This is a genomic window from Corynebacterium sp. HMSC14B06 (assembly GCF_001807075.1).
GTDB classification, from domain to species: Bacteria; Actinomycetota; Actinomycetes; order Mycobacteriales; family Mycobacteriaceae; genus Corynebacterium; species Corynebacterium jeikeium_D.
In genome coordinates this window covers 48,758-67,861 of record NZ_KV787403.1, presented here as the reverse complement: position 1 = coordinate 67,861, position 19,104 = coordinate 48,758, and the positions used below count along the sequence as shown (strand labels likewise).

The following is a 19,104-nucleotide window of genomic DNA, read 5'->3' as shown; positions in this document are numbered from 1 at the left end:
GTAGAAGCCCTCTAATCTGAGCTTATGACGACGGTTACTTATTTGGGTCCTGCGGGCACATTCACCGAGCAGGCGCTGTGGGACATGGCGCGTGCTGGCGAGATTGATCCGGCAGGGGAATCCGCGGTCAATGCGGTGCCGGTGGATAGTCCCGCGGCCGCGCTTGGAGCCGTGCGCCGAGGGGAAGCGGACTTTGCTTGCGTGGCTATCGAAAGCAGCGTGGACGGTCCCGTCACACCAACTTTTGATGCCCTCGCTGCTGGGCCGGAGCTGCAGGTTTTCCGTGAAACCGAGGTCGGGGTGGTGTTCTCTATCCTAGTCCGTCCCGGTACGACGGCGGAACAGGTGCGTACTTTTACGACACATCCTGTGGCGTATCCGCAGGTCAAACAGTGGGTGGATGCCAACCTTCCGGGCGTGGAAGTTCATCAGGCCAGCTCCAATGCGGCGGCGGCTCACCAGGTCGCCGAGGGCACTCACGACGCTTGCGCAGCCCCGGCCCGCGCGTGTGAGCTGCTCGGACTTGAGGCGCTGGCCACTGAGGTCGCCGACGTGCGCGGTGCCCGGACCCGTTTCCTGCTGGTGGGGCGCCCTGGCGTGCCGACGCCGCGCACCGGCGCCGACCGCACCTCGGTCTCCTTCACGCTGCCGAACCAGCCCGGCACACTGATGCGCGCCATGAATGAGTTCGCAGTGCGACAGGTCAACCTCACCCGCATCGAGTCGCGGCCGACACGCGAGCTCTTCGGCCTCTACCGCTTCTACATTGACTGCAACGGCCACGTTGATGATGCACAGGTTGCGGCGGCTCTCGCGGCACTGCACGAATACGCCGAAGACCTGCGGTATCTGGGATCTTGGCCGGTCGCTGAGGGCGGTCGCCGCAGCATTATGACCCCGCCGCCGGATATCTCCCAGTCAATTGAATGGGTCGACGCGCTCAAGGAAGGACGAAGGTAAAACATGACACCCGCCGCGCCCGAAAATCCAGTTGGACAGCTGCCTTTCCTCGATGACCGCCCAGACCGCCCTGAATCTGTCATGCCGGTTGATTCCCAGCGCATCATTTTCATCCGCCACGGGCAGACCACCGGCAACATCAACCGCCGCCTGGATACCGCATTGCCGGGCGCACCGCTCACCGACCTCGGTGTGAGGCAGGCGCGCAGTCTGGGACGTCTTTTGCTTCCCGACGTCCACAGAATCGGTGACATCGTCACATCCCATGCCCTGCGTGCACGCCAAACTGGTGCAGGCGCGGTCGCGAGTCTGCACCACCTGGGAGAGACTTCCGTTCGCATCCGCCATGAGGGTGGTCTCCACGAGATTCAGGCCGGCGACCTTGAGGGGCGCAATGATCGCGATGCGCACATGGAGTACATGCGCGCCTTCTACCAGTGGCTCAATGGGGAGCTGGAGTATCGTCTTCCCGGCGGTGAATCCGGTGCTGACGTGCTGAACCGATACCTGCCGACGCTACAGCAGCTGCTGGAGCAGGCAGGAGCGACAGGTGGTGAATCCAAGGAGTCCAGGGAGGGCAGCAGCAAGGATGTCGTCATTGTCAGCCACGGCGCGGCTATTCGTCTGATTGGGCAGTATCTGACCGGGGTGGATCCGGAATACGCACTGCGACACCGCATTGCCAATACCGAGCGAATTGAGCTGGTTCCGAACGCAGCGGCCGTCGGCAAGCGTGCTGGCATTGAACCGCGCGCGTGGGATGTGCGTCGCTGGGGCGACAGCGAGTTGCCCTAGAAGAGAGCGAAACGGCGACCGTTACTGCTGGCCTTCCTGAATCTCGCGGCGCTTCTGAGCTGCCAGGCGTAGGCGTTCCGTGCGACGCTTGGATTCCTCTTCGTTGATTTCGTTGAGGAGCTCTTCTTCGTCATCATTGATGTTCAAGGCGGCGCGCCCGATAAGGGCAACGGCCGCAGCGACGATGAAGCCGAGCCACGCGTTATCGATATTGGTGAAAAACATCAGAACGATAGTGACACATACGATAACGCCTGCAGCAGAATCAACAATGTTGAGCTGGCGGCCCTTTTTCATCAGGTTTTGCAGCTCTTGATCGACACTTTGATGCTGCGGATTAGCCGGGGTGCCCTGTGAACTCTCGGGGGAGACCTCAGCGGGCAGGTCCGCGAAGAGAGTTTGCAGTTCTGCCCGAGTTTTAGCGGAAGCAGCACTTTCGGCGCGTTTGGAGAACTCATCGACATCCAAGTAGCCATCAGCGAAATGATTGCCGAGACGCTCCATGGCAGCGTTGCGCTCCCTGTCGCCGACCCTGATTTCTGGCTTCTCGCTCGAGTTGTCGCTCATGGTTATTAAGGCTACAGGGAAGAAGAGGGGAGGGGACAGTATCGCGAGAGGAACGAGACCGTGCACGGCGGGACAAACTTATCCGTAGCCGAGTCGGTCCAGATCCTCCTCCTCGAGGCCGAAATAATGCCCGATTTCATGCAGGAGAGTGACCCGAATCTGCTCCACCAGCTCCTCTTCGGTGCGGCTGATGCGGCAGAGCATGTCGCGGTACAGGCTGATTTGGTCAGGCGGACCCCAGTGGTTGTTAGAACGCTCGGTCAGAGGTATGCCCTCGTAGAGGCCCAGCAGTGTGGGTTCGTCGAGGTTATACGGGTGGACCTGGATGATGACCTGATCGAGCTGGTCGAGAAACTGCGTGGGGATGCGGTCGATGGCCTCATCGACAAGTGCATCGAACCGCTCCGGGCTAACGTCAACCATTTATGGTGCTGCCTCGCAATGTCCTCTTGTTTTACTGGCCGATTGTTCTACTGTCCGGCGGGAGCGACTGCGTTATCCGCAGCGCCTGCTCCTGCGCCAGGACCGTCGGCACCGACCTCACCGACGTCACCTGTGCCAGCGCCAGCGCCAGCGTCACCCTGCTCCTCCCGCAGCGGATTGCGCGGTGGCGGAGCTACGGGCGGCTGGCCGTCGATAGTGAAGGACTCGTTAGCGTGGCCGTTGAGAGTGGAGAACCCGCCCTGGCCATTGTCCTTAATCAACCAGCAGTTCACACTGCGCGAGCCGGCATTGAGCGACTCCTGCGACAATGACGTCCAAAATGGCAGTAGCGTGGAGTTATACAGCGGGTCGTCACCGCCGAGGTAATTCTGCGCGAGAGTCACACACTGTTCCGCGAGCACATCATTTTGCTCCTGGTCAGTGGGGACGTTGTCACCGAAATGGTCGCGGAGATTGACAACTCCCGTCGACTCCATCAGGTGATCTTCCACGCACGGCACCTGGCGGATGGCGCCGTTTTCGTCCAATGTCACGCAGCGGCCGCCCTCGAACACGCGGGACTGGTCCTGCCCGGCCGCAGGACCGGACATGTGCGCCGTGTTGCCGTCTTCATCGACGACCTGGATACCGCACAGGAAGGTTCGGTCACCCTTTTCCCACTGGCTAGGTGAAGGAATGATCGGCGCCGTGATAAATCGACCGTCTGGATCGTACTGGCCGCCCAGGTATTCAGTCACAGTGTTGCGACACACGCCATTTTGCAGAGCCACCAAATTGTCCGCTGTCGGGTAGTTGGCAGTTTTGGCGTATTGCCCCGGATGTTCCTCGTAATCGGCGAGATTCAGTTTCTTGGCGACCTCATAAGCGTGCGGCTGCTCACAGGGCACGACGCGGAAGTCAGAAACATTCAAATCTTCTGCCAGATTCCAGTCCAGACAGTTGCCCGCGGTTGCGCTGGTGAACGCCGTCGTCTCCTTGTCGACGATGGTCGTCGTTGTCGACGATGACGCGCTTGCCGACGAACCCTTGCCCCCAAGTGGCCCACTCGGTGGCTCGATGACTCCCGCTTGCAGCGCGAATGCCATTCCCGCGGCGCCAACCAGCATTGCCGTCGACAAAGCGCGCATTCCCCAGCTTCCACGGGAGTTATTCGAAGCGTTGGCATCGTTGCCGGCTGCGGAGGATGCACCAGCGCTGGCATCTGCGCCAGTACCTGCACCGGAGTCAGTGTCTGTGGCGGCAGCGTGCTCGCGATCCTGGTTCATATTGTCATCAGCCATAGTGACCCCATTGTGCACCGCCAATGAGCCTGTGGACAAGGTAACGCTAAAAGCGACAACGCTGCCATGAGCGTTGATGCCGTTGCAGGGAGCTCAGTCATCGACGCTCTGCCCGAGTTTGCGGTCCAAATTTGCTCAAGAGCTTTAAGCACTACAATAGTCCGGTATTCGTTCGCTACCCGAGGACATGAGTCTTGACCTGGACTGCACTACTCAGCCTGCTGGGCGTCCACATTATTGGTATGGCCTCACCAGGGCCTGACGTCTTCTTAATCCTGCGCCTTGCCACCAAATCCCGAAAGCACGCGATCGCAGCGGTTGCAGGTATCAGTACTGGCGCCACTATCTGGATGACGCTTACCGTTTTTGGGTTCGCAGCTGTCATCACCGCCAATCCTTTGCTGATGGGCGTAATCCAGCTCGTCGGTGGTTGTTATCTCATCTACATGGGCATCAGCATGGCCAAGGCGGGCATCAATACTCTCCGCGAACTGCGCGCCGGTGCCGCACCAGCCCTGGGAAGCGAGGCGCTCCGGTCGCCGAAGGCGACGTTCCGCCAGGGCTTTTTCACCAACATGTCGAACCCGAAGATTGTTCTCTTCCTCACGGCAGTGCTTTCACAGTTCATTCCCGCGGGCGCATCTGTGGGGACGCTCGTGCTTTGTACGCTGGTGCTAATCGCCTCCCAAATCACTTTCTTCCTATTTATCGCGATCGTGGTGTCGACGGATGCCGTCGTCAAGCGAATGGTGCTGGCAGGGCCGTGGATTGACACTGTCGCCGGCGCGATCTTCCTCGTCCTCGGCGCGCTGCTGGTCGCCTCAGGAGCGGAAGCGGCGCTCTAACCCGCGCGTACCTGCTTATCGACGTAAACCAGGTACTCTAGGTAACGTGATTGATCTCAAATTTCTCCGCGAAAACCCTGAAGTAGCCCGCGAGTCCCAGCGCACCCGTGGTGAGGACCCGGCATTGGTCGATCAGCTGCTGGAAGCTGACGCTAAGCGCCGTGAGGTTATTGCCTCCACCGACGCGCTGCGTTCGGAGCAGAAGGGCTTCGGTAAGAAGATTGGTCAGGCGTCGAAGGAAGAGCGTCCGGCCATGTTGGAGAAGGCCAAGGAGCTTTCCGACGCCGTGAAGGCAGCCGAAGCGGAGCAGAAGGAAGCCGAGGCTGAGGTCGAGCGTCTGCAGTACCTGATTGGCAACATCGTTACGGGTGCGCCCGCCGGTGGCGAAGATGACTTTGTCGTGCTGGAGGAAATTGGCGAGATTCCACAGTTCGATTTTGAGCCCAAGGACCACCTGGACCTCGGTGAGTCGCTGGGACTTATTGATATGGAGCGTGGCGTCAAGGTCTCCGGTTCCCGCTTCTACTTCCTGACCGGCTACGGTGCCATGCTGCAGCTGGCCATGATGAACCTGGCTGCTCAGAAGGCAACTCAGAACGGTTTCCAGCTGATGGTGCCGCCGGTGCTGGTTCGTCCGGAGACCATGTCGGGTACTGGTTTCCTCGGTGCGCACTCCGATGAGATTTACTACCTGCAGGAAGATGACCTCTACCTGGTCGGTACCTCGGAAGTCGCGCTGGCCGGCTACCACTCCAACGAGATTATTGACCTGTCGGAGGGGCCGCGTCGCTATGCTGGTTGGTCTTCCTGTTTCCGTCGTGAAGCGGGCTCTTACGGCAAGGACACCCGCGGAATCCTGCGCGTGCACCAGTTCGACAAGCTGGAGATGTTCTCCTACTGTCCGCCGGAGCAGGCGGAGGCAGAGCACCAGAAGCTGCTGAACATGGAGCGCGAGATGCTGGCCGCGGTCGATGTTCCATACCGCATCATCGATGTTGCTGGTGGTGACCTGGGTGCATCGGCTGCCCGCAAGTTCGATACCGAGGCATGGGTGCCGACGCAGAACACCTACCGCGAGCTGACCTCGACTTCGAACTGCACGACTTTCCAGGCTCGTCGTTTGAAGACCCGCTACCGCGATGCCGATGGCAAGTCTCAGTACTGCGCCACCCTAAATGGCACGCTGGCCACGACGCGTTGGCTGGTCGCCATTCTGGAAAACCACCAGCAGGCCGATGGTTCTGTGGTGATTCCGGAGGCGCTGCGTCCGTTCATGATGGGCAAGGAAGTTCTCGAGCCGGTTAAGCGAGCCGGTTAAGCGAGCCGGTTAAGCAGGTGCGGCCCCGCCCCAGTTCATCCGCGACTTCACGACACCTATGTCACCTCATGCCACCTCCACAGCTGGCACGAGGTGACATAGGTGTCGTGAAGTGGCTTTTTCGGGCGTGAGTCGTGTAATTGCGCTAAAAAATTAATTGGGGGATTGAGAAGGTAAAAACACCGGGAAGGTTGAGTGTAGAAACACAACCGAAAACACACCTGAACCAGGGGGATAGCCTCACTCGAGGTGGTAGAGGTTGTTTACAACATTCGGATTACAACAATCTTTCTGATGAGTCTTTCACCTGCTGATGTCTCCTGCACCGTGATCTAGGCCACCCCAGCTTTCTTCCACGCAGCCTTCAGCCCAGCTCGGAGGGGCAGGACGAGGCAGGCAGACGAAGCCACGGCCGAAGTGAGGGCAACGCCAGCTCGCACAAATGCTGGATTGAGCTTGGAGTTTTCTTCCGTGAGAATGCCGATCAGCTGAGATGGCGCAATTGTGCTTGCGAGCGCGCCTAGGGACGCAACGCGCAGCGCGTCTTCACGGTCATCTGCCTTGAGCAGCGAAGCAGCTGAAAATCCAGCTCCGACCGTAGAAACCACGAAGGGAAGAAGCAGAGTTTCCTTCGGTGCTGTCTTCTGAACTGCCTCGCCGTTTAGCTTCCATTTGGTGTGGACTTCTGCAGGCAACTGCTTCCAGGACATAGTCAGTGCGACTCCGTGCGCAACCGTCACGGCCGCGGGGAGAAGAGCGGTCGCCTGCAGTGTGCGAGCTGGAATTTCAGAGATAACCTCACCGTCAATATCGTCCGGTCGGACAATCCCCAGCTTGGTCGCTACTGCGGCCCAGTTGATAGACCAGCCAAAACCCAACAGGTGAGGTTGGAGGATCCGCGGGTCGTCCATGTTCCACAGGGAAGCGCGACCGCTTTTGGTAAATACCCGAAGCGGTTTGGAGAGGTACCTGCGCAAGGTGTTTGGTTCGCCAACTTGTTCGGCTACGCAATTTGCGTAGTCGGTCGCCGTTCCCAGCTCTTCGGTCAGGTCCGCGTGGACGTCGTTAAGCTCTTGCAGAAGACTCTCCTGCTCGGCGATGATCGCCTTGCGTTGTGCGTGCGATATGCCGATTTCGCGCAGTTTGTGGTCAATGGCAGTGAGGTAGGTGTTCATTGGGGCTCCTCGGAAAATAGTGCGGTCATGTCGGCGGATAGGTCGATGAAGTCCTGATGCAGTTGCGTGAGTGTTTGCTTTCCTTTGGCTGTCAGTGAGTAGTACTTGCGCGGCGGCCCTTTGGGGGATTCCTCCCAGCGATTGCTAATCAAGCCGTTGGTGGTCAGCCGCGAGAGTAGGGGGTAGACGGTTCCCGCGGGCGCGCTGAGGTGGGGGTAGGCGTTGAGCTTTGCGACGAGTGCCGCGCCATAGAGCTCTTCGCGAGAAATCAGCTTGAGAATGGCGAGCTCAAGTACCCCTTTCTTCAGTTGTGTCTGTGGACGTTTGGGCATAGCGTTGTGCTTTCTTTCCGGCGGTAGAAGGAAGTTGTTTGAGCATAATGCTTTTTATACCTAGTACCTGGTAATGCCAACTATACGCACAGTAGTTTGTATTGCCAAGTACTGAACGCCTATACAGCTGGCAGAGAACAGGGCAAAGAAAATGAGGGGCAATTGCCAGAAGGCAATCGCCCCTCATTCCACCGGGTTAGCTCTATGGAGAACTCGTAACTGCTAGGAAGCGGTTCGGTTCCTATTTAGCGTTCAATTAGATACGCGCATCAAGCCAGGCAATAGCCGTCGCAATGGCCTCGTGCTGTGCCGGCTCGTTGAAGGTCTCGTGGAACTGGCCTTCGAACTCGATCAGCTGCTTGTCGGTGGACGAGATGCCGTTGTACCAGTCGCGCGAGAAGAACGGCGGCACAATCTCATCCTGGCCGCCCATCATGACCAGGGTTGGCTCAACAAAGTCGACGGAGTTGGTGCCGTTGTAGGTGGCGGCAAAAGCCATCTGCTGAGCCATGCCGAGCGAGAGCTTGGAGTTGTTGTACGGATCAGTTTCGTACTCATCACGCACTGCCTGCGAAGAAGAGGTCTTCGAACCCAGCGGGTTGCCAAGCTGAATCAAGTCGCTGCCGGGTAGTGATGGCACGCGCATCTCGGTGCGGTTCGGCACTTCCTTGAGCATGCGAGTGTTGAATGTGGTCATGTCCTGGAATGGCAGGCGCTGGTAAATCGTCGGCTGCGCCTCGCGCTGGACATCGGTCATGGCCTCTGGGGTGATGGTTTCGCCCTCGTCCGTGCCACCGTAGGGGTTGAAAAGAGCGCCACCACCGTTGGCGACAATGCCATCGACACTGCCCGGGTACTTGATGCCGTGGAAGTCCACGGCAAGGCCGCCCATGGAGTGGCCGAGCAGGAAGGTCTTCGTGCTCGGGTTCTCCGCCTTGGCCTTTTCGACGAGCATGTGCAGGTCATCGACAAGCGAGTGGAAATCATCAATATGGCCACGGGCAACTGGGGTTCCTTCGACCTGGCCCGAGTGGCCGTGCCCACGGTGGTCAATGCGGTAAACGTTGTAGCCGGCGTTCAGCAGCTTGCCGGTTACCCACTCGTAGCGACCCAGGTGTTCTGCAGCGCCATGCACGACGACGACAGTGGCTTTGGCATTCGGGATGGTGTTGGACTTCCAGTAAATCTGGGTGCCCTTGCCATCCTGTGAGGTCATGTAGCCGTCGGTGACCGTAACGTGGCGTCCGTCAACCGTAGTGGTTGGTGCCGGGGTGGTGGGCAGCTCGACCATTGCAGTGGACTGCGGGTCGGGAGTTGGTTCCAGCGGGTTCTTGATGAAGTCCGTTGGGGCTGCTGATGCTGCCGGGGTGGCCAGGGCCAAAGTCAGGGCGGTGGTCACACTCGCAGTGAAAATTGATGCGCGACGCATGATTGCTCTTTTCTGTTTTCAATCGAGGAGTGGATGATAGTTATAATAATTTTATTATAACAAACAAGCCCTGAATTTATAATAAAAATAGCCCGGAAAACCGAATAGGTTTTCCGGGCTATTTTTCGGCTCTTACGAGGACTTATTCAGGCTTCGGTGCCTCCTCAGCATCCGTATCCTCGACCCAACCATAGGTGCGCTCAACGGCACGGTTCCACTGGTGGAACAGGCGATCGCGCTCTTCGGCCTCCATCTTCGGACGCCACTTCTTGTCAATCGTGATGTGAGCCTTGACCTCATCCAGGTTCGACCAGAAGCCAATGCCAAGGCCCGCAGCGTATGCCGCACCAAGGGCCGTGGTTTCAATGTTGTTCGGGCGTGTGACAGCGACATTCAGGATGTCGGACTGGAACTGCATGAGGAACTCGTTCATAGTCATGCCACCATCAACGCTCAGCGTTGTGATGTCCGTGTCGGATTCTGCGACCATGGCGTCGAGGACCTCGCGGGTCTGGTACGCAGCAGCCTCCAGCACAGCACGGGCAATGTGGTTTCGGTTGACGAAACGGGTCAAACCGACGATGACGCCACGAGCGTCCGGCTGCCAACGAGGAGCAAAAAGACCGGAGAAGGCCGGCACGATGTACACGCCGCCGTTATCCTTGACGCTCTTTGCCTTGTTCTCAATGGATGCCGCATTCGGAATCATCTGCAGCTCGTCACGCAGCCACTGAACAAGTGCGCCGCCCATGGAGACGGAGCCCTCGAGCGCGTAGACCGGCTTCTCTCCCTCGACCTGGTAGCAGACGGTGGAGATGAGTCCGTGGTCAGACCACTTCGGCTTCTCACCAGTATTCATTAGCATGAACAGCCCAGTGCCGTAGGTGTTCTTGGTGTCGCCCTCGCCGAAGCAGCCCTGGCCGAACATGGCGGCCTGCTGGTCGCCGAGGATGCCAGTAATCGGTCGCTCCGCAAGAGAACCGCGGGCGCGGATACGGCCGAAGTCGCCTACCGACGGTCGGATGTCAGGCAGCATCGACATCGGAATGCCAATTTCACGGCAAATGTCCTCATCCCACTCGAGGGTCTTGAGGTCCATCAGGAGAGTACGGGAGGCGTTGGTGACGTCGGTTGCGTGAACTGCGTCTTCGCCGTTGTCGCCCTCTGCACCACCGGTGAGATTCCACAGCAGCCAAGTATCGATGGTGCCGAAGAGTAGATCGCCAGCCTCAGCCTTTTCGCGAGCTCCCTCGACGTTGTCGAGAATCCAGCGCACCTTCGGGCCAGCTGGGTAGGAGTTGATACGTAGGCCCGTGGTCTCACGCCAGCGGTCAGCGCCTTCATCCCCCATGAGTTCCTTGCAGATCTCATTCGTGCGGGTGTCCTGCCAGACGATGGCATTGTAGACCGGTTCACCAGTGTTCTTGTCCCAGACGACAGTGGTTTCACGCTGGTTGGTGATACCGATGGCATCAATATCCTGGGAAGCAATGTCGACATCGGCGAGAGCTTCGCTGACTACTCGACGAGTGTTGGTCCAAATCTCCTGAGCGTCGTGCTCGACCCAGCCCTCTTCCGGGAAAATCTGCTTGTGTTCCATCTGTGCAACAGTGACGATTTCTGCGTCATGGTTGAAGATGATGCAGCGGGTGGAAGTAGTTCCCTGGTCAATGGCGAGGACGTATTTGCTGTGCGTCATGGGGGATACTCCTAGCGAAATTGTGTGTAAATGTGAGTGTTCAGGCTTGCGATATTTTATTGTGCGATATCTCTCATATTCCCGTTATCCGATGGCAAAGGCAAGAGCGCCTGCAGCCACGGCTGCCAGCATCGGTGCGACAATCGGAACCCATGCATAGGCCCAGTTCGCATCGCCCTTGCCCTTAATCGGGAGCACGAAAGCGTAGGCCAAACGCGGGCCGAGGTCACGAACAGGGTTGATGGCGTATCCGGTCGGGGAACCAAGGGAAAGACCAATCGACACAATGATGAACGAGACACCGAAGTAGGTCAGCGGGCCAAGCTCGCCGCCGGCTGGGCCGAACAGGATGAATGCGAGCAGAACGAAGGTCGCGATGAACTCGGTGACGGCATTCCAAAAGTTATTTGGGTGAACCGGCGCGGTGAAGAAGTTGCCGCCAGTTTCGGCATTCGCATTGGTTGGGTTGCCGTTGTCGTCGACACCATTGGCATCGAATAGCTGCTTAAACGCGGCCCAGGCCAGGATTGCACCTACGAATGCGCCCAACAGCTGACCTGCGGCATAGTAGGGGACCAGGCTCCAGGCCAGGCTGCCCTTGATTGCCAGGGCAACGGTTACCGCTGGGTTCAAGTGTCCACCCGATACGTCGGCAATAGATGCACCAGCGAAAACAGCCATACCCCAGCCGAAGGCAATGCCCAACCAGCCTGCATTTGCAGCGCGGGTTGTCCGGAGGTTGATAGAAGCACAGACTCCGTTACCGAGGAGGATTAGAATGGCGGTTCCGAAAAACTCCCAGAGGAATGCCTGGGATCCTGTGATTGTCTCCATGAGATGTAGAAACTCTCTGTGAGTCGTGACCGGGCGAGGTCACGATGAATCTTGCAACGTAAATTCTTTGGGTATAAGAAATGCCGGCGAGAACTGATTCTTTTCGCCGGCACTTTTATTTCGAGCCCATTAGCCCCTTGAAGTGCGAAGCCGTTTTCCCAAGAGGGAAAGCTATTTCGTTGTGGCTACAGCGTTGGTGGCCATCTAAGAACTAGCTCGTACGGCCACCGGGGGGGGAGGGGAGGGGGCAAACTAGCGGTCGAGGCTGACGTCGACGTCCGCGCGAGTCTCCACTGCATGAGCAGCAATCTCGTTAGCGGCCTTGTCAGTCAGCTCACGTTCAGCTGCCAGGGTTGCTTCGACACGCTCGATGAAGACCTTGATCTCCTTCTCCATCGTGTCCTTGTCCCAACCCAGAGCTGGGGCAACCAGTTCAGCGGTGGCCCGGGCGCTGTCGACACCGCGGTGTGCGTACTCCATGGAGACACGCAGGCGGCGCTCCAGGATGTCGTCGAGGTGCATTGCGCCTTCGTGAGTCACTGCGTAGAGAACCTCAGCGCGCATGTACTGCTCAGCAGCCTCCAGTGGCTCGAGCAGGGACTTGTCCTCGGCCGTCGGGGCTAGAACCTCGTAGATGAGGGAGCCGTAACGGTTGAGCAGGTGCTCGACCTGCTTCTCGGTGATACCGAACTGCTTGGCCAGGGCTGGCTTCTGGTTGTTCAGTGCGTGGTAGCCGTCAGCGCCGAGCAGCGGGACATCTGCAGTGACGGACTCCGGTACCTTGCGGGGGACGTCCTGGACTGCAGCGTCGATGGTGTCAGCACCGATGACGCGGTAGGTGGTGTACTTACCGCCTGCGACGGAAACCATGCCCGGGGCAACGTGGGCAACAGCGTGGTTGCGGGAGAGGTTGGTGGTGGAGTCGGAGTCGCCTTCCACCAGTGGACGCAGACCCGAGTAGACACCGACGATGTCGTCGTAAGTAATTGGACGGCGAACCTTGGCGTTGACGTGATCGAGGATGTAGTCGATGTCAGCGCGGGTAGCTGCCGGGTTGGCCAAATTCATGGTCCAGTCGGTGTCGGTGGTACCGATAATCCAGTATTCACCCCACGGGATAACGAACAGGACGGACTTCTCGGTCACGAAGGTCATTGCCACCGAGCCCTCAAGAGCGGACTTCGGAATAACAATGTGGACACCCTTGGAGGTGTGGACGCGGAACTTGCCCGTGACGCCAGCCAGCTTCTCAATCTCATCGGACCAAATACCGGTGGCATTGACGAAAACGCTGCCGCGGATGGTGGTGGTGGCGCCGGTGTCGGTGTCAAGGAGCTTCGCGCCGACGATGCGCTCGCCTTCCTTCACGAAGTCGACAACCTGAGTGGAGGTGCGGACGTCAGCGCCGAAGTGAGCAGCGGTGCGCAGGACAGTCATGGTGTGACGGGCATCGTCAACCAGGGTGTCGTAGTAGCGAACGCCGCCGACCACGGCATCTTCCTTCAGGCCCGGAGCCTGCTTCAGGGTGCCCTTGCGGGAGTAGTGCTTCTGCATCGGAACCTGCTTGGCGCCACCCATGACGTCGTAAAGGAAGAAGCCCGATGCCATGAACGGGCGCTCCCACACGCGGTGGGTCAGCGGGAAGACGAAGCGCAGTGGCTTAACCAGGTGCGGTGCTAGGTGCGACATGGACAGTTCGCGCTCGCGCAGGGATTCAGCTACCAGGCGGAAGTCCAACATCTGCAGGTAGCGCAGACCGCCGTGGAACATCTTGGAGGAGCGGCTGGAGGTGCCACCTGCGAAGTCACGAGTTTCAATGACCGCAGTCTTCAAACCACGGGTTGCGGCATCGAGCGCAGCGCCAGCGCCTACAGAACCGCCGCCGATAATGACGACGTCGTATTGCTCGGTACCGAATTTCTCCCAGGTCTTTTCATGCTGTTCCTTATTTAGAACTGCAGATGGGGCGAGAGATGAAGAGGACGACATTTCCCAATCCTTCCCGGTGGGGGGCGTTGATTTTTCGTCGAAGAGAATTTCTCGGCTCACGGCTCAGGTTACCAAAAATCGGCTTACTTGTAAGCGGTAACTTACGGTTACGTAGATATAAACAATGGGTCAAAAAGCCAAGAAAACCCGCCCCAAAATGTTGTCTGGTTTTCCGCAGGTAGATAGGTATGTTAATAGAGGTTTACTACTTTTAAAATGAATACCCACCAGCGGAGCCCACCCCATAACGGGGGTGGTAAAAGCGACTATGGGGTGTACCGGGACTGTATGACAGGTGCGCAGTACGCGCAAGGGGGATGTACCTGGTTTTACACATGAATATGAGCCTGTAACGACATTTATTCACGAGTCTCAGATACCAGTACATATTGCCCCGCTAAGGGGTGCGAAAGATTGTAGAGTAAAGGCCATGTTCAAGGATCCTGTGTACTTAACGATTATCGGATTGGCGCGCACCGTCTTCTTTGCCCAAGGTTTGAAGTTCACCGTTAAGGGCTGGGAAAACGTGCCGAAAGACTCTGGTGCCGTTCTCGTTACTAACCACACCGGATACATGGACTTCACCTATGTCGGTCTTCCATTCCGCAAGTACCGCCGTTTTGTCCGTTTTATGGCGAAGAAAGAGGTTTTCGACCACTCGGTCGCAGGACCAATCATGCGTGCTTGTAAGCACATTCCGGTCGACCGCACTGACGGCTCCAAGTCTTTCGAAGAGGCCTGCGCGAAGCTGGAAAACGACGAGTTGGTAGGTATCTTCCCGGAGTCGACTATCTCGCGTAGTTTCGAGGTCAAGAATTTGAAGTCCGGCGCAGTGCGTATGGCGCAGCGCACCGGCAAGCCCATCATCCCCGTGCTGATTGTGGGATCCCAGCGCGTGTGGACGAAGGGGCACCCCAAGCATCTCGGCCGCAGCAATACTCCGATTCACATTACGGTTTTGCCACCGTGGACTCCGGAGGGGGATCCGGCAGAAGCCACCGAGAAGCTGCACGAAATCATGGATCAGGGCGTTCGTCAGCTCTGGGACGAGTACGCAGCTGAAGAAGGTCCCCTGCCGGAGGGCGCCTACTGGGTGCCGGCTCGTCTTGGCGGTGGCGCACCGACTTTCGAAGAGGCACAGGCAGAGGACCTGAAAGTCGAAGAAGAGCGCCAGCGTATCCGTCATTTGCGCGGTGACCTGGCTGCATTCAAGGAAAAGCTAGCCGAGTCGGCGCGTGAATTCGGCGATAGCGCGCGTGAGTTCGGCGATCAGACCAGGCAGCAGTTTCTCGATGCCTCGCAAACGATGAGCGCGGAGTCTGCTCGTCGAAGGGAACAGACGACCGCGCTGTTGGCGCAGTTCCGTCAGTCTGTGGAACAGATGGCTGATGATGTCGTCGCCGGTGCCAAGGAGAGCAAGGAGTCCGTGCGTACTGCCACGGATTCGATGCGTGTGACGTTCCGCGAAGCGTACGTGCAGCTCGAGAAGGCCTCCGCCTCTGGTGTTGAACAGACGCAGCAGACCGTTTACCGTCTTATCAGCCAGTCGATGATGATTCGCGACAAGCTTCCACAGCGCTTGAACAGGCTCATCACCGCTCAGCCGGAGACGTTTATCTTCGATTACCCCGCATCGCTTGCCGACGACGCGGGCACAATTAGCGAAGAAACTATCAAGGCCTTGCAGCAGCTCGGTGATGTCGGAGCCACAATCGTTGTTCTGCACGAGTCGGGAGATAAGCCGAATCTATCGGCTTTGGAATCGGTTGACCTGCAGGTCGTGGAACTTCCGGAGGGCGCCAGCAAGCTGGACGTCACAAATGCGGTGGTTAGCACGCTGCGCAAGCAGGCTCGCAAGGAAGAAACCGCGATTCTTTTTGCCGGTCGCTCGAACTTTGAGGAAGCCACACAGCGTGTCGGCATGCCGGTAGTTATGGCCGATGCGGACTGGGCTTTGCTGAAGAACGCGGACTGGGTAATTGACACTGTCGAGCATGGGGGAGTTGCCGCAACGCTGCAGTTGTTGCACGACCGGTTCTGCGATGACGGTGAAGATGACAACAGTGAGGACGGCAAGTAGTTCGAAGTGACCGAGAGACTACATCCACTACTCGTAGCTTCGGATATTGACGGGACGTTCGTCGACTCGCGGGAGCGGGTAACTCCCCGCCTGCGACAGGCCGTCACGCGAATGCTACGCCGCGGCACCCCGTTAGTGCTGGCCACGGGAAGGCCGGCCCGGTGGTTGCAGCCAGTGCTCGAGCAGCTGCCGGTTCAGCCGTTGTGCGTGTGTGCCAATGGCGCCGTGATTTACGACTCCGGCCGTGATGAAGTAGTTGCCGCCAACACACTGAAGCCAGAGACGCTGCGATACGTCGTTAAGCATGCGCGCGAAGCGACGCGATCCATCGGTGGAATCGGCATTGCGGCAGAGCGCGCTGGGACATCGGCGAATGACGCCATCGATGAGCTTTTTGTGGTGGCACCGTCCTATGACCATGCGTGGGAATCGGATGAGCACGGTGAGCTTGCTGAAGAGGCCGTGTTGTCAGAACCCGCGACGAAACTCTTGCTGCGAAACTCAGATGTGAACAGTGCCCAGCTATATGAACTGGTCGCCCCCGCAATTGACGCGAGCCTGGCGCACGTGACCTACTCCATGCCGGACGGGCTATTGGAGGTGTCCGCGCCGGGCGTGACTAAGCGCGCCGGGCTTGAATACGTATCTGAACTGGTCGGAGCGACCGCGAAAGATGTGGTCTGCTTCGGTGACATGCCGAACGATATCGAGATGCTGTCGTGGGCGGGCACGGGTGTGGCCATGGGCAATGCGGCTGACAACGTCAAGGAGATTGCAGACGAAATCACCGCCACCAATGATGATGACGGTGTTGCTCGTGTGCTGGAGCGCTGGTTCTAGCTAGCCTCGAGGTTTTTCCCGCGCCAGCTAGCTCACCCAGCGCTCGAGGGCGTTTACTTCAGCTCGGTCTTGACTTCGCCGGTGGTGCGGTCGAAGGTGATTGAACCGTTCTGGAACTCAGCGCGCTCGATGTTTCCATCGACCACCTGGGTCTTCGTTGCAGCGCCCAGCTTGCCGACCTCGAAGCCTTGGCGGGCCCACTCATCAGCAATCTTGCCCCAGATAGCGTGAGCGCCGGTGGTGTCGGAGTCGGTGATTACGCCGTTGGAAAACTTCACGTAGCGCAGGGCATCGGCCTGGCCCGCATTGTTCGCCACGGTAGAACCGCTCTGGATACCGGACATCGCGTAGCCGAGAACCGAGCCCATTTCCTCGGAGACTTGGCGCCATTCGGCAGCCAGGTCGTTCTGCTCATTGATAGTGATGATCTGGTCAATCAGAACCGGCAGGTCAGCAATCGACGGTCCGTTTTCAATCGAGCGTCCAACCGCACCCAGAATGGCATCGGCGGTCTGCCCCAGACCCGGTGCGCCGAGCATGCCCAGCGCCGAGGCCAGCATCGAACGTGCGCCCGAGACTGTCTCCAGAGCCTGTGCCTTCTGCTGCTCGTCGGATGCGCTCGGCGAGGAGGAGTTGCTCTGCTCGCTTGCCGACGGTGCGGAGGAATCAGCCGTAGCAGTGTCACTGGTGTTCGTGGCGTCGGTTGGCTCCGAGGTATTCGAAGTACCCGAGGTGGTCGAGTCGGAGCTCGACGTTGTCGACGAAGTGGTGCTCGATGCGCTCGAGGACTTCTCGGAGGACGAGGTGGCGGACGTGCCCGTGGATGCCGAAGTGGTCGAGGTAGTAGAGCTAGTCGATCCCGACTCGGTTGACTCGGTCGATTCGGTCGACTGCGAATCTGCGTCTTCGGCGGTCTTATCGCCCTTTTCATCCTGCGGAACGAGGAGGTCAATCAAGCCATCTGGGCCCTCATTGTCAATCTTTCCGCTGGTCAGACTGTTGTACTTCTTTTCGGCAATCGAGCGGATCTTGCCCATCTGGGCGTAGCCAGCATCACCTGGGCAGGTGGTGTTACCAACATCGCGGTGCGCGAAGATGGTCGGCAGAGTGACCTGCTTGCCGTATCCATACTTGGAGTAGCTGGTGCCACCCGAAGTCATCTGGATCTGGCCGGTCGGCTTGACGCCGGCGACCTTCAGACGCCAACCAATCATGTTGCCCACCGAGTTCAGTGCAGCCTCACTGGGAGCAACCGAAGTGTAGTTACCCATCATGGAGATGCCGAAAGTACCGGTGTTGAAGCCACCTGCGTGAGCGCCCTGGACATTCTTATCCAGGCCACCGTAGCGGCCCTCGAAGATGTTGCCGTACTTGTCGACCAGGGCGTTGTATCCGATGTCGCACCAGCCCAGAGTCTGTGCGTGGTACTGGTAAATGCCGCGGACGATACCAGCGGACTGGCTCTCGGTGTAGTTGTTTGAGCCAGCGGTGTGGTGCACGGTGGCACCGACAAGCTTGCTGTCGTAGTCCGCGCCCTTACAGCGGTTATTCTCGTTGGCACCCCAGCCGGCACGGGTAATGACCTTCGGCATGCCCGTGACATTCTTGGCGTCCACAATTGGGTCGATGCCGGATGCGGCAGCCTGGCCGTCAATAAGCACTGCGTCGACCTGGTCGATTGGCAGTTCATCGGCGACTGGCTCGATATCCGTCCACTTCACTGGGAGGTTCGGCGAGTCCAGACCTGCAGCGTCGTTAGCGCTCGGAGCGGTCGGGTCATCGAGTGCGTCCTCAGGAGCTGCATCCGGAGTCTGCTGGTAGTCGGAAGCGGCATCGTCAACGGCCTCCACAGCCTTCTTGGCGCCCTCAGCATTAATCTCGTCGAGGTTGAGCTTGGACAGATCCAACTTCTCGGCGCCCTTGATGTCCTTCAGATCCACGCCGGAACCCGGGCCGAAGATGTTGAGCCCGTGGGTGGAAACCTGAACACGCTTGGTTGGCTCGATGTAGATGAGCTCCGTTCCGTTCAGGCCGTTGCCATTGCCTTCAGCGGGGTAGTCTGGGTCGACGCTGAACCAGTCGGACCAGGAGCCATCGGCGCGCTCGGCGCGGACGAAGCTGGCGATATCAGGGTCACCGGCCCACGTCAGCGCAAACTGGGAAAACTCGGTATCGGAGGTAATTTCCTTGACGACACCGCGGTTGGGATGAGCCTCGTCGGCAAGCGACTGCGTTGCGATTGCCGCGTCTTCGACGAGGACAGAGGCGCTGTCTGCAAGCGACTTGCTCTGGACAACCGCGTCGATGGGGCTGGCGCCGTTTTCCTCGATGAGGTCATAAGCGGCACCTGCGCCGACAACGGCAACGGGTGTCAGGGCAAGGGTCGCCACGGCAGCGAGCACCAAGGATTGCTTGGCACCTGCGCGGCGATTGATGCGGCGGCGACTAAACACGGTAATAACTCCTGGGTGATTGCGAAGATCTGGTGCTACACCACAAATGTGATGTGGTTATGCC

Annotated in this window: 16 protein-coding genes; 6 read left to right on the top strand and 10 right to left on the bottom strand. The window is 58.7% G+C overall.

Annotation, left to right across the window (positions count from 1 at the left end; all coding sequences use genetic code 11):
- Positions 1-24 precede the first annotated feature (24 nt).
- Together pheA and HMPREF3130_RS10335 are read left to right on the top strand one after the other, a co-directional pair.
- Positions 25-960: a prephenate dehydratase gene (gene pheA / locus HMPREF3130_RS10340; protein ID WP_070429921.1), complete on the top strand. Its 936-nt coding sequence runs from the start codon at positions 25-27 to the stop codon at positions 958-960.
- Between the two features lie 3 nt (positions 961-963).
- Positions 964-1,755: a histidine phosphatase family protein gene (locus HMPREF3130_RS10335; protein ID WP_070429920.1), complete on the top strand. Its 792-nt coding sequence runs from the start codon at positions 964-966 to the stop codon at positions 1,753-1,755.
- A 21-nt stretch (positions 1,756-1,776) separates the two neighbouring features.
- Here the strand turns inward: HMPREF3130_RS10335 and HMPREF3130_RS10330 are convergent, their stop codons facing one another.
- The 3 genes from HMPREF3130_RS10330 to HMPREF3130_RS10320 form a co-directional block, all read right to left on the bottom strand.
- Complete coding sequence (locus HMPREF3130_RS10330) at positions 1,777-2,322, bottom strand: DUF1707 SHOCT-like domain-containing protein (RefSeq protein ID WP_038627001.1); 546 nt, start codon at positions 2,320-2,322, stop codon at positions 1,777-1,779.
- A gap of 78 nt (positions 2,323-2,400) precedes the next feature.
- Positions 2,401-2,745 (bottom strand): metallopeptidase family protein, encoded by a 345-nt coding sequence (locus HMPREF3130_RS10325; protein ID WP_038626990.1) that lies wholly within the window; start codon positions 2,743-2,745, stop codon positions 2,401-2,403.
- Between the two features lie 47 nt (positions 2,746-2,792).
- Positions 2,793-4,046 carry a septum formation family protein gene (locus HMPREF3130_RS10320; RefSeq protein ID WP_222865545.1) on the bottom strand — a complete coding sequence of 418 codons (1,254 nt, stop codon included), beginning with the start codon at positions 4,044-4,046 and terminating at the stop codon, positions 2,793-2,795.
- A gap of 194 nt (positions 4,047-4,240) precedes the next feature.
- On the opposite strand from HMPREF3130_RS10320, the gene HMPREF3130_RS10315 reads away from it, so the two are divergent.
- Together HMPREF3130_RS10315 and serS are read left to right on the top strand one after the other, a co-directional pair.
- A complete protein-coding gene (locus HMPREF3130_RS10315) occupies positions 4,241-4,891 on the top strand; it encodes a LysE family translocator (RefSeq protein ID WP_070429918.1) in 651 nt (216 codons plus the stop codon).
- A gap of 46 nt (positions 4,892-4,937) precedes the next feature.
- Positions 4,938-6,209, top strand: a complete 1,272-nt coding sequence (gene serS, locus HMPREF3130_RS10310) for a serine--tRNA ligase (protein ID WP_048731242.1) — start codon at positions 4,938-4,940, stop codon at positions 6,207-6,209.
- A 332-nt stretch (positions 6,210-6,541) separates the two neighbouring features.
- Here the strand turns inward: serS and HMPREF3130_RS10305 are convergent, their stop codons facing one another.
- From HMPREF3130_RS10305 to HMPREF3130_RS10280, 6 genes are all read right to left on the bottom strand, one after another.
- Positions 6,542-7,384 carry a DUF5808 domain-containing protein gene (locus HMPREF3130_RS10305; protein WP_070429917.1) on the bottom strand — a complete coding sequence of 281 codons (843 nt, stop codon included), beginning with the start codon at positions 7,382-7,384 and terminating at the stop codon, positions 6,542-6,544.
- The gene (locus tag HMPREF3130_RS10300) at positions 7,381-7,716 is read right to left on the bottom strand and encodes a PadR family transcriptional regulator (protein WP_049190945.1); all 336 of its coding nucleotides are present in this window, start codon (positions 7,714-7,716) and stop codon (positions 7,381-7,383) included. Before HMPREF3130_RS10300 ends, HMPREF3130_RS10305 begins: the two co-directional genes overlap by 4 nt.
- A 256-nt stretch (positions 7,717-7,972) precedes the next feature.
- A complete protein-coding gene (locus tag HMPREF3130_RS10295; protein ID WP_048732793.1) occupies positions 7,973-9,145 on the bottom strand; it encodes an alpha/beta hydrolase in 1,173 nt (390 codons plus the stop codon).
- Positions 9,146-9,287: 142 nt separating this feature from the next.
- The gene (gene glpK, locus HMPREF3130_RS10290) at positions 9,288-10,844 is read right to left on the bottom strand and encodes a glycerol kinase GlpK (protein ID WP_048732791.1); all 1,557 of its coding nucleotides are present in this window, start codon (positions 10,842-10,844) and stop codon (positions 9,288-9,290) included.
- 84 nt (positions 10,845-10,928) lie between these two features.
- Positions 10,929-11,678: an MIP/aquaporin family protein gene (locus HMPREF3130_RS10285; protein WP_187400677.1), complete on the bottom strand. Its 750-nt coding sequence runs from the start codon at positions 11,676-11,678 to the stop codon at positions 10,929-10,931.
- A 252-nt stretch (positions 11,679-11,930) separates the two neighbouring features.
- Positions 11,931-13,667 (bottom strand): glycerol-3-phosphate dehydrogenase/oxidase, encoded by a 1,737-nt coding sequence (locus HMPREF3130_RS10280; protein WP_016421655.1) that lies wholly within the window; start codon positions 13,665-13,667, stop codon positions 11,931-11,933.
- 430 nt (positions 13,668-14,097) lie between these two features.
- Here HMPREF3130_RS10280 and HMPREF3130_RS10275 point away from each other — a divergent pair, with 430 nt between their 5' ends.
- Both HMPREF3130_RS10275 and HMPREF3130_RS10270 read left to right on the top strand, forming a co-directional pair.
- Positions 14,098-15,747 carry a 1-acyl-sn-glycerol-3-phosphate acyltransferase gene (locus HMPREF3130_RS10275; protein ID WP_070429916.1) on the top strand — a complete coding sequence of 550 codons (1,650 nt, stop codon included), beginning with the start codon at positions 14,098-14,100 and terminating at the stop codon, positions 15,745-15,747.
- Between the two features lie 6 nt (positions 15,748-15,753).
- Positions 15,754-16,587 carry a Cof-type HAD-IIB family hydrolase gene (locus tag HMPREF3130_RS10270; RefSeq protein ID WP_070429915.1) on the top strand — a complete coding sequence of 278 codons (834 nt, stop codon included), beginning with the start codon at positions 15,754-15,756 and terminating at the stop codon, positions 16,585-16,587.
- 53 nt (positions 16,588-16,640) lie between these two features.
- Here the strand turns inward: HMPREF3130_RS10270 and HMPREF3130_RS10265 are convergent, their stop codons facing one another.
- A complete protein-coding gene (locus HMPREF3130_RS10265) occupies positions 16,641-19,040 on the bottom strand; it encodes an N-acetylmuramoyl-L-alanine amidase (protein ID WP_070429914.1) in 2,400 nt (799 codons plus the stop codon).
- Between the last annotated feature and the right edge of the window lie 64 nt (positions 19,041-19,104).

Coding starts and splice junctions, on each gene's coding strand:
- HMPREF3130_RS10325 (WP_038626990.1), bottom strand. CDS start 2,745: ATGGTTGACGTTAGCCCGGAGCGGTTCGATGCACTTGTCGATGAGGCC.
- HMPREF3130_RS10300 (WP_049190945.1), bottom strand. CDS start 7,716: ATGCCCAAACGTCCACAGACACAACTGAAGAAAGGGGTACTTGAGCTC.
- HMPREF3130_RS10285 (WP_187400677.1), bottom strand. CDS start 11,678: ATGGAGACAATCACAGGATCCCAGGCATTCCTCTGGGAGTTTTTCGGA.
- HMPREF3130_RS10335 (WP_070429920.1), top strand. CDS start 964: ATGACACCCGCCGCGCCCGAAAATCCAGTTGGACAGCTGCCTTTCCTC.
- pheA (WP_070429921.1), top strand. CDS start 25: ATGACGACGGTTACTTATTTGGGTCCTGCGGGCACATTCACCGAGCAG.
- HMPREF3130_RS10280 (WP_016421655.1), bottom strand. CDS start 13,667: ATGTCGTCCTCTTCATCTCTCGCCCCATCTGCAGTTCTAAATAAGGAA.
- HMPREF3130_RS10320 (WP_222865545.1), bottom strand. CDS start 4,046: ATGGCTGATGACAATATGAACCAGGATCGCGAGCACGCTGCCGCCACA.
- HMPREF3130_RS10330 (WP_038627001.1), bottom strand. CDS start 2,322: ATGAGCGACAACTCGAGCGAGAAGCCAGAAATCAGGGTCGGCGACAGG.
- HMPREF3130_RS10305 (WP_070429917.1), bottom strand. CDS start 7,384: ATGAACACCTACCTCACTGCCATTGACCACAAACTGCGCGAAATCGGC.
- HMPREF3130_RS10275 (WP_070429916.1), top strand. CDS start 14,098: ATGTTCAAGGATCCTGTGTACTTAACGATTATCGGATTGGCGCGCACC.
- glpK (WP_048732791.1), bottom strand. CDS start 10,844: ATGACGCACAGCAAATACGTCCTCGCCATTGACCAGGGAACTACTTCC.
- HMPREF3130_RS10295 (WP_048732793.1), bottom strand. CDS start 9,145: ATGCGTCGCGCATCAATTTTCACTGCGAGTGTGACCACCGCCCTGACT.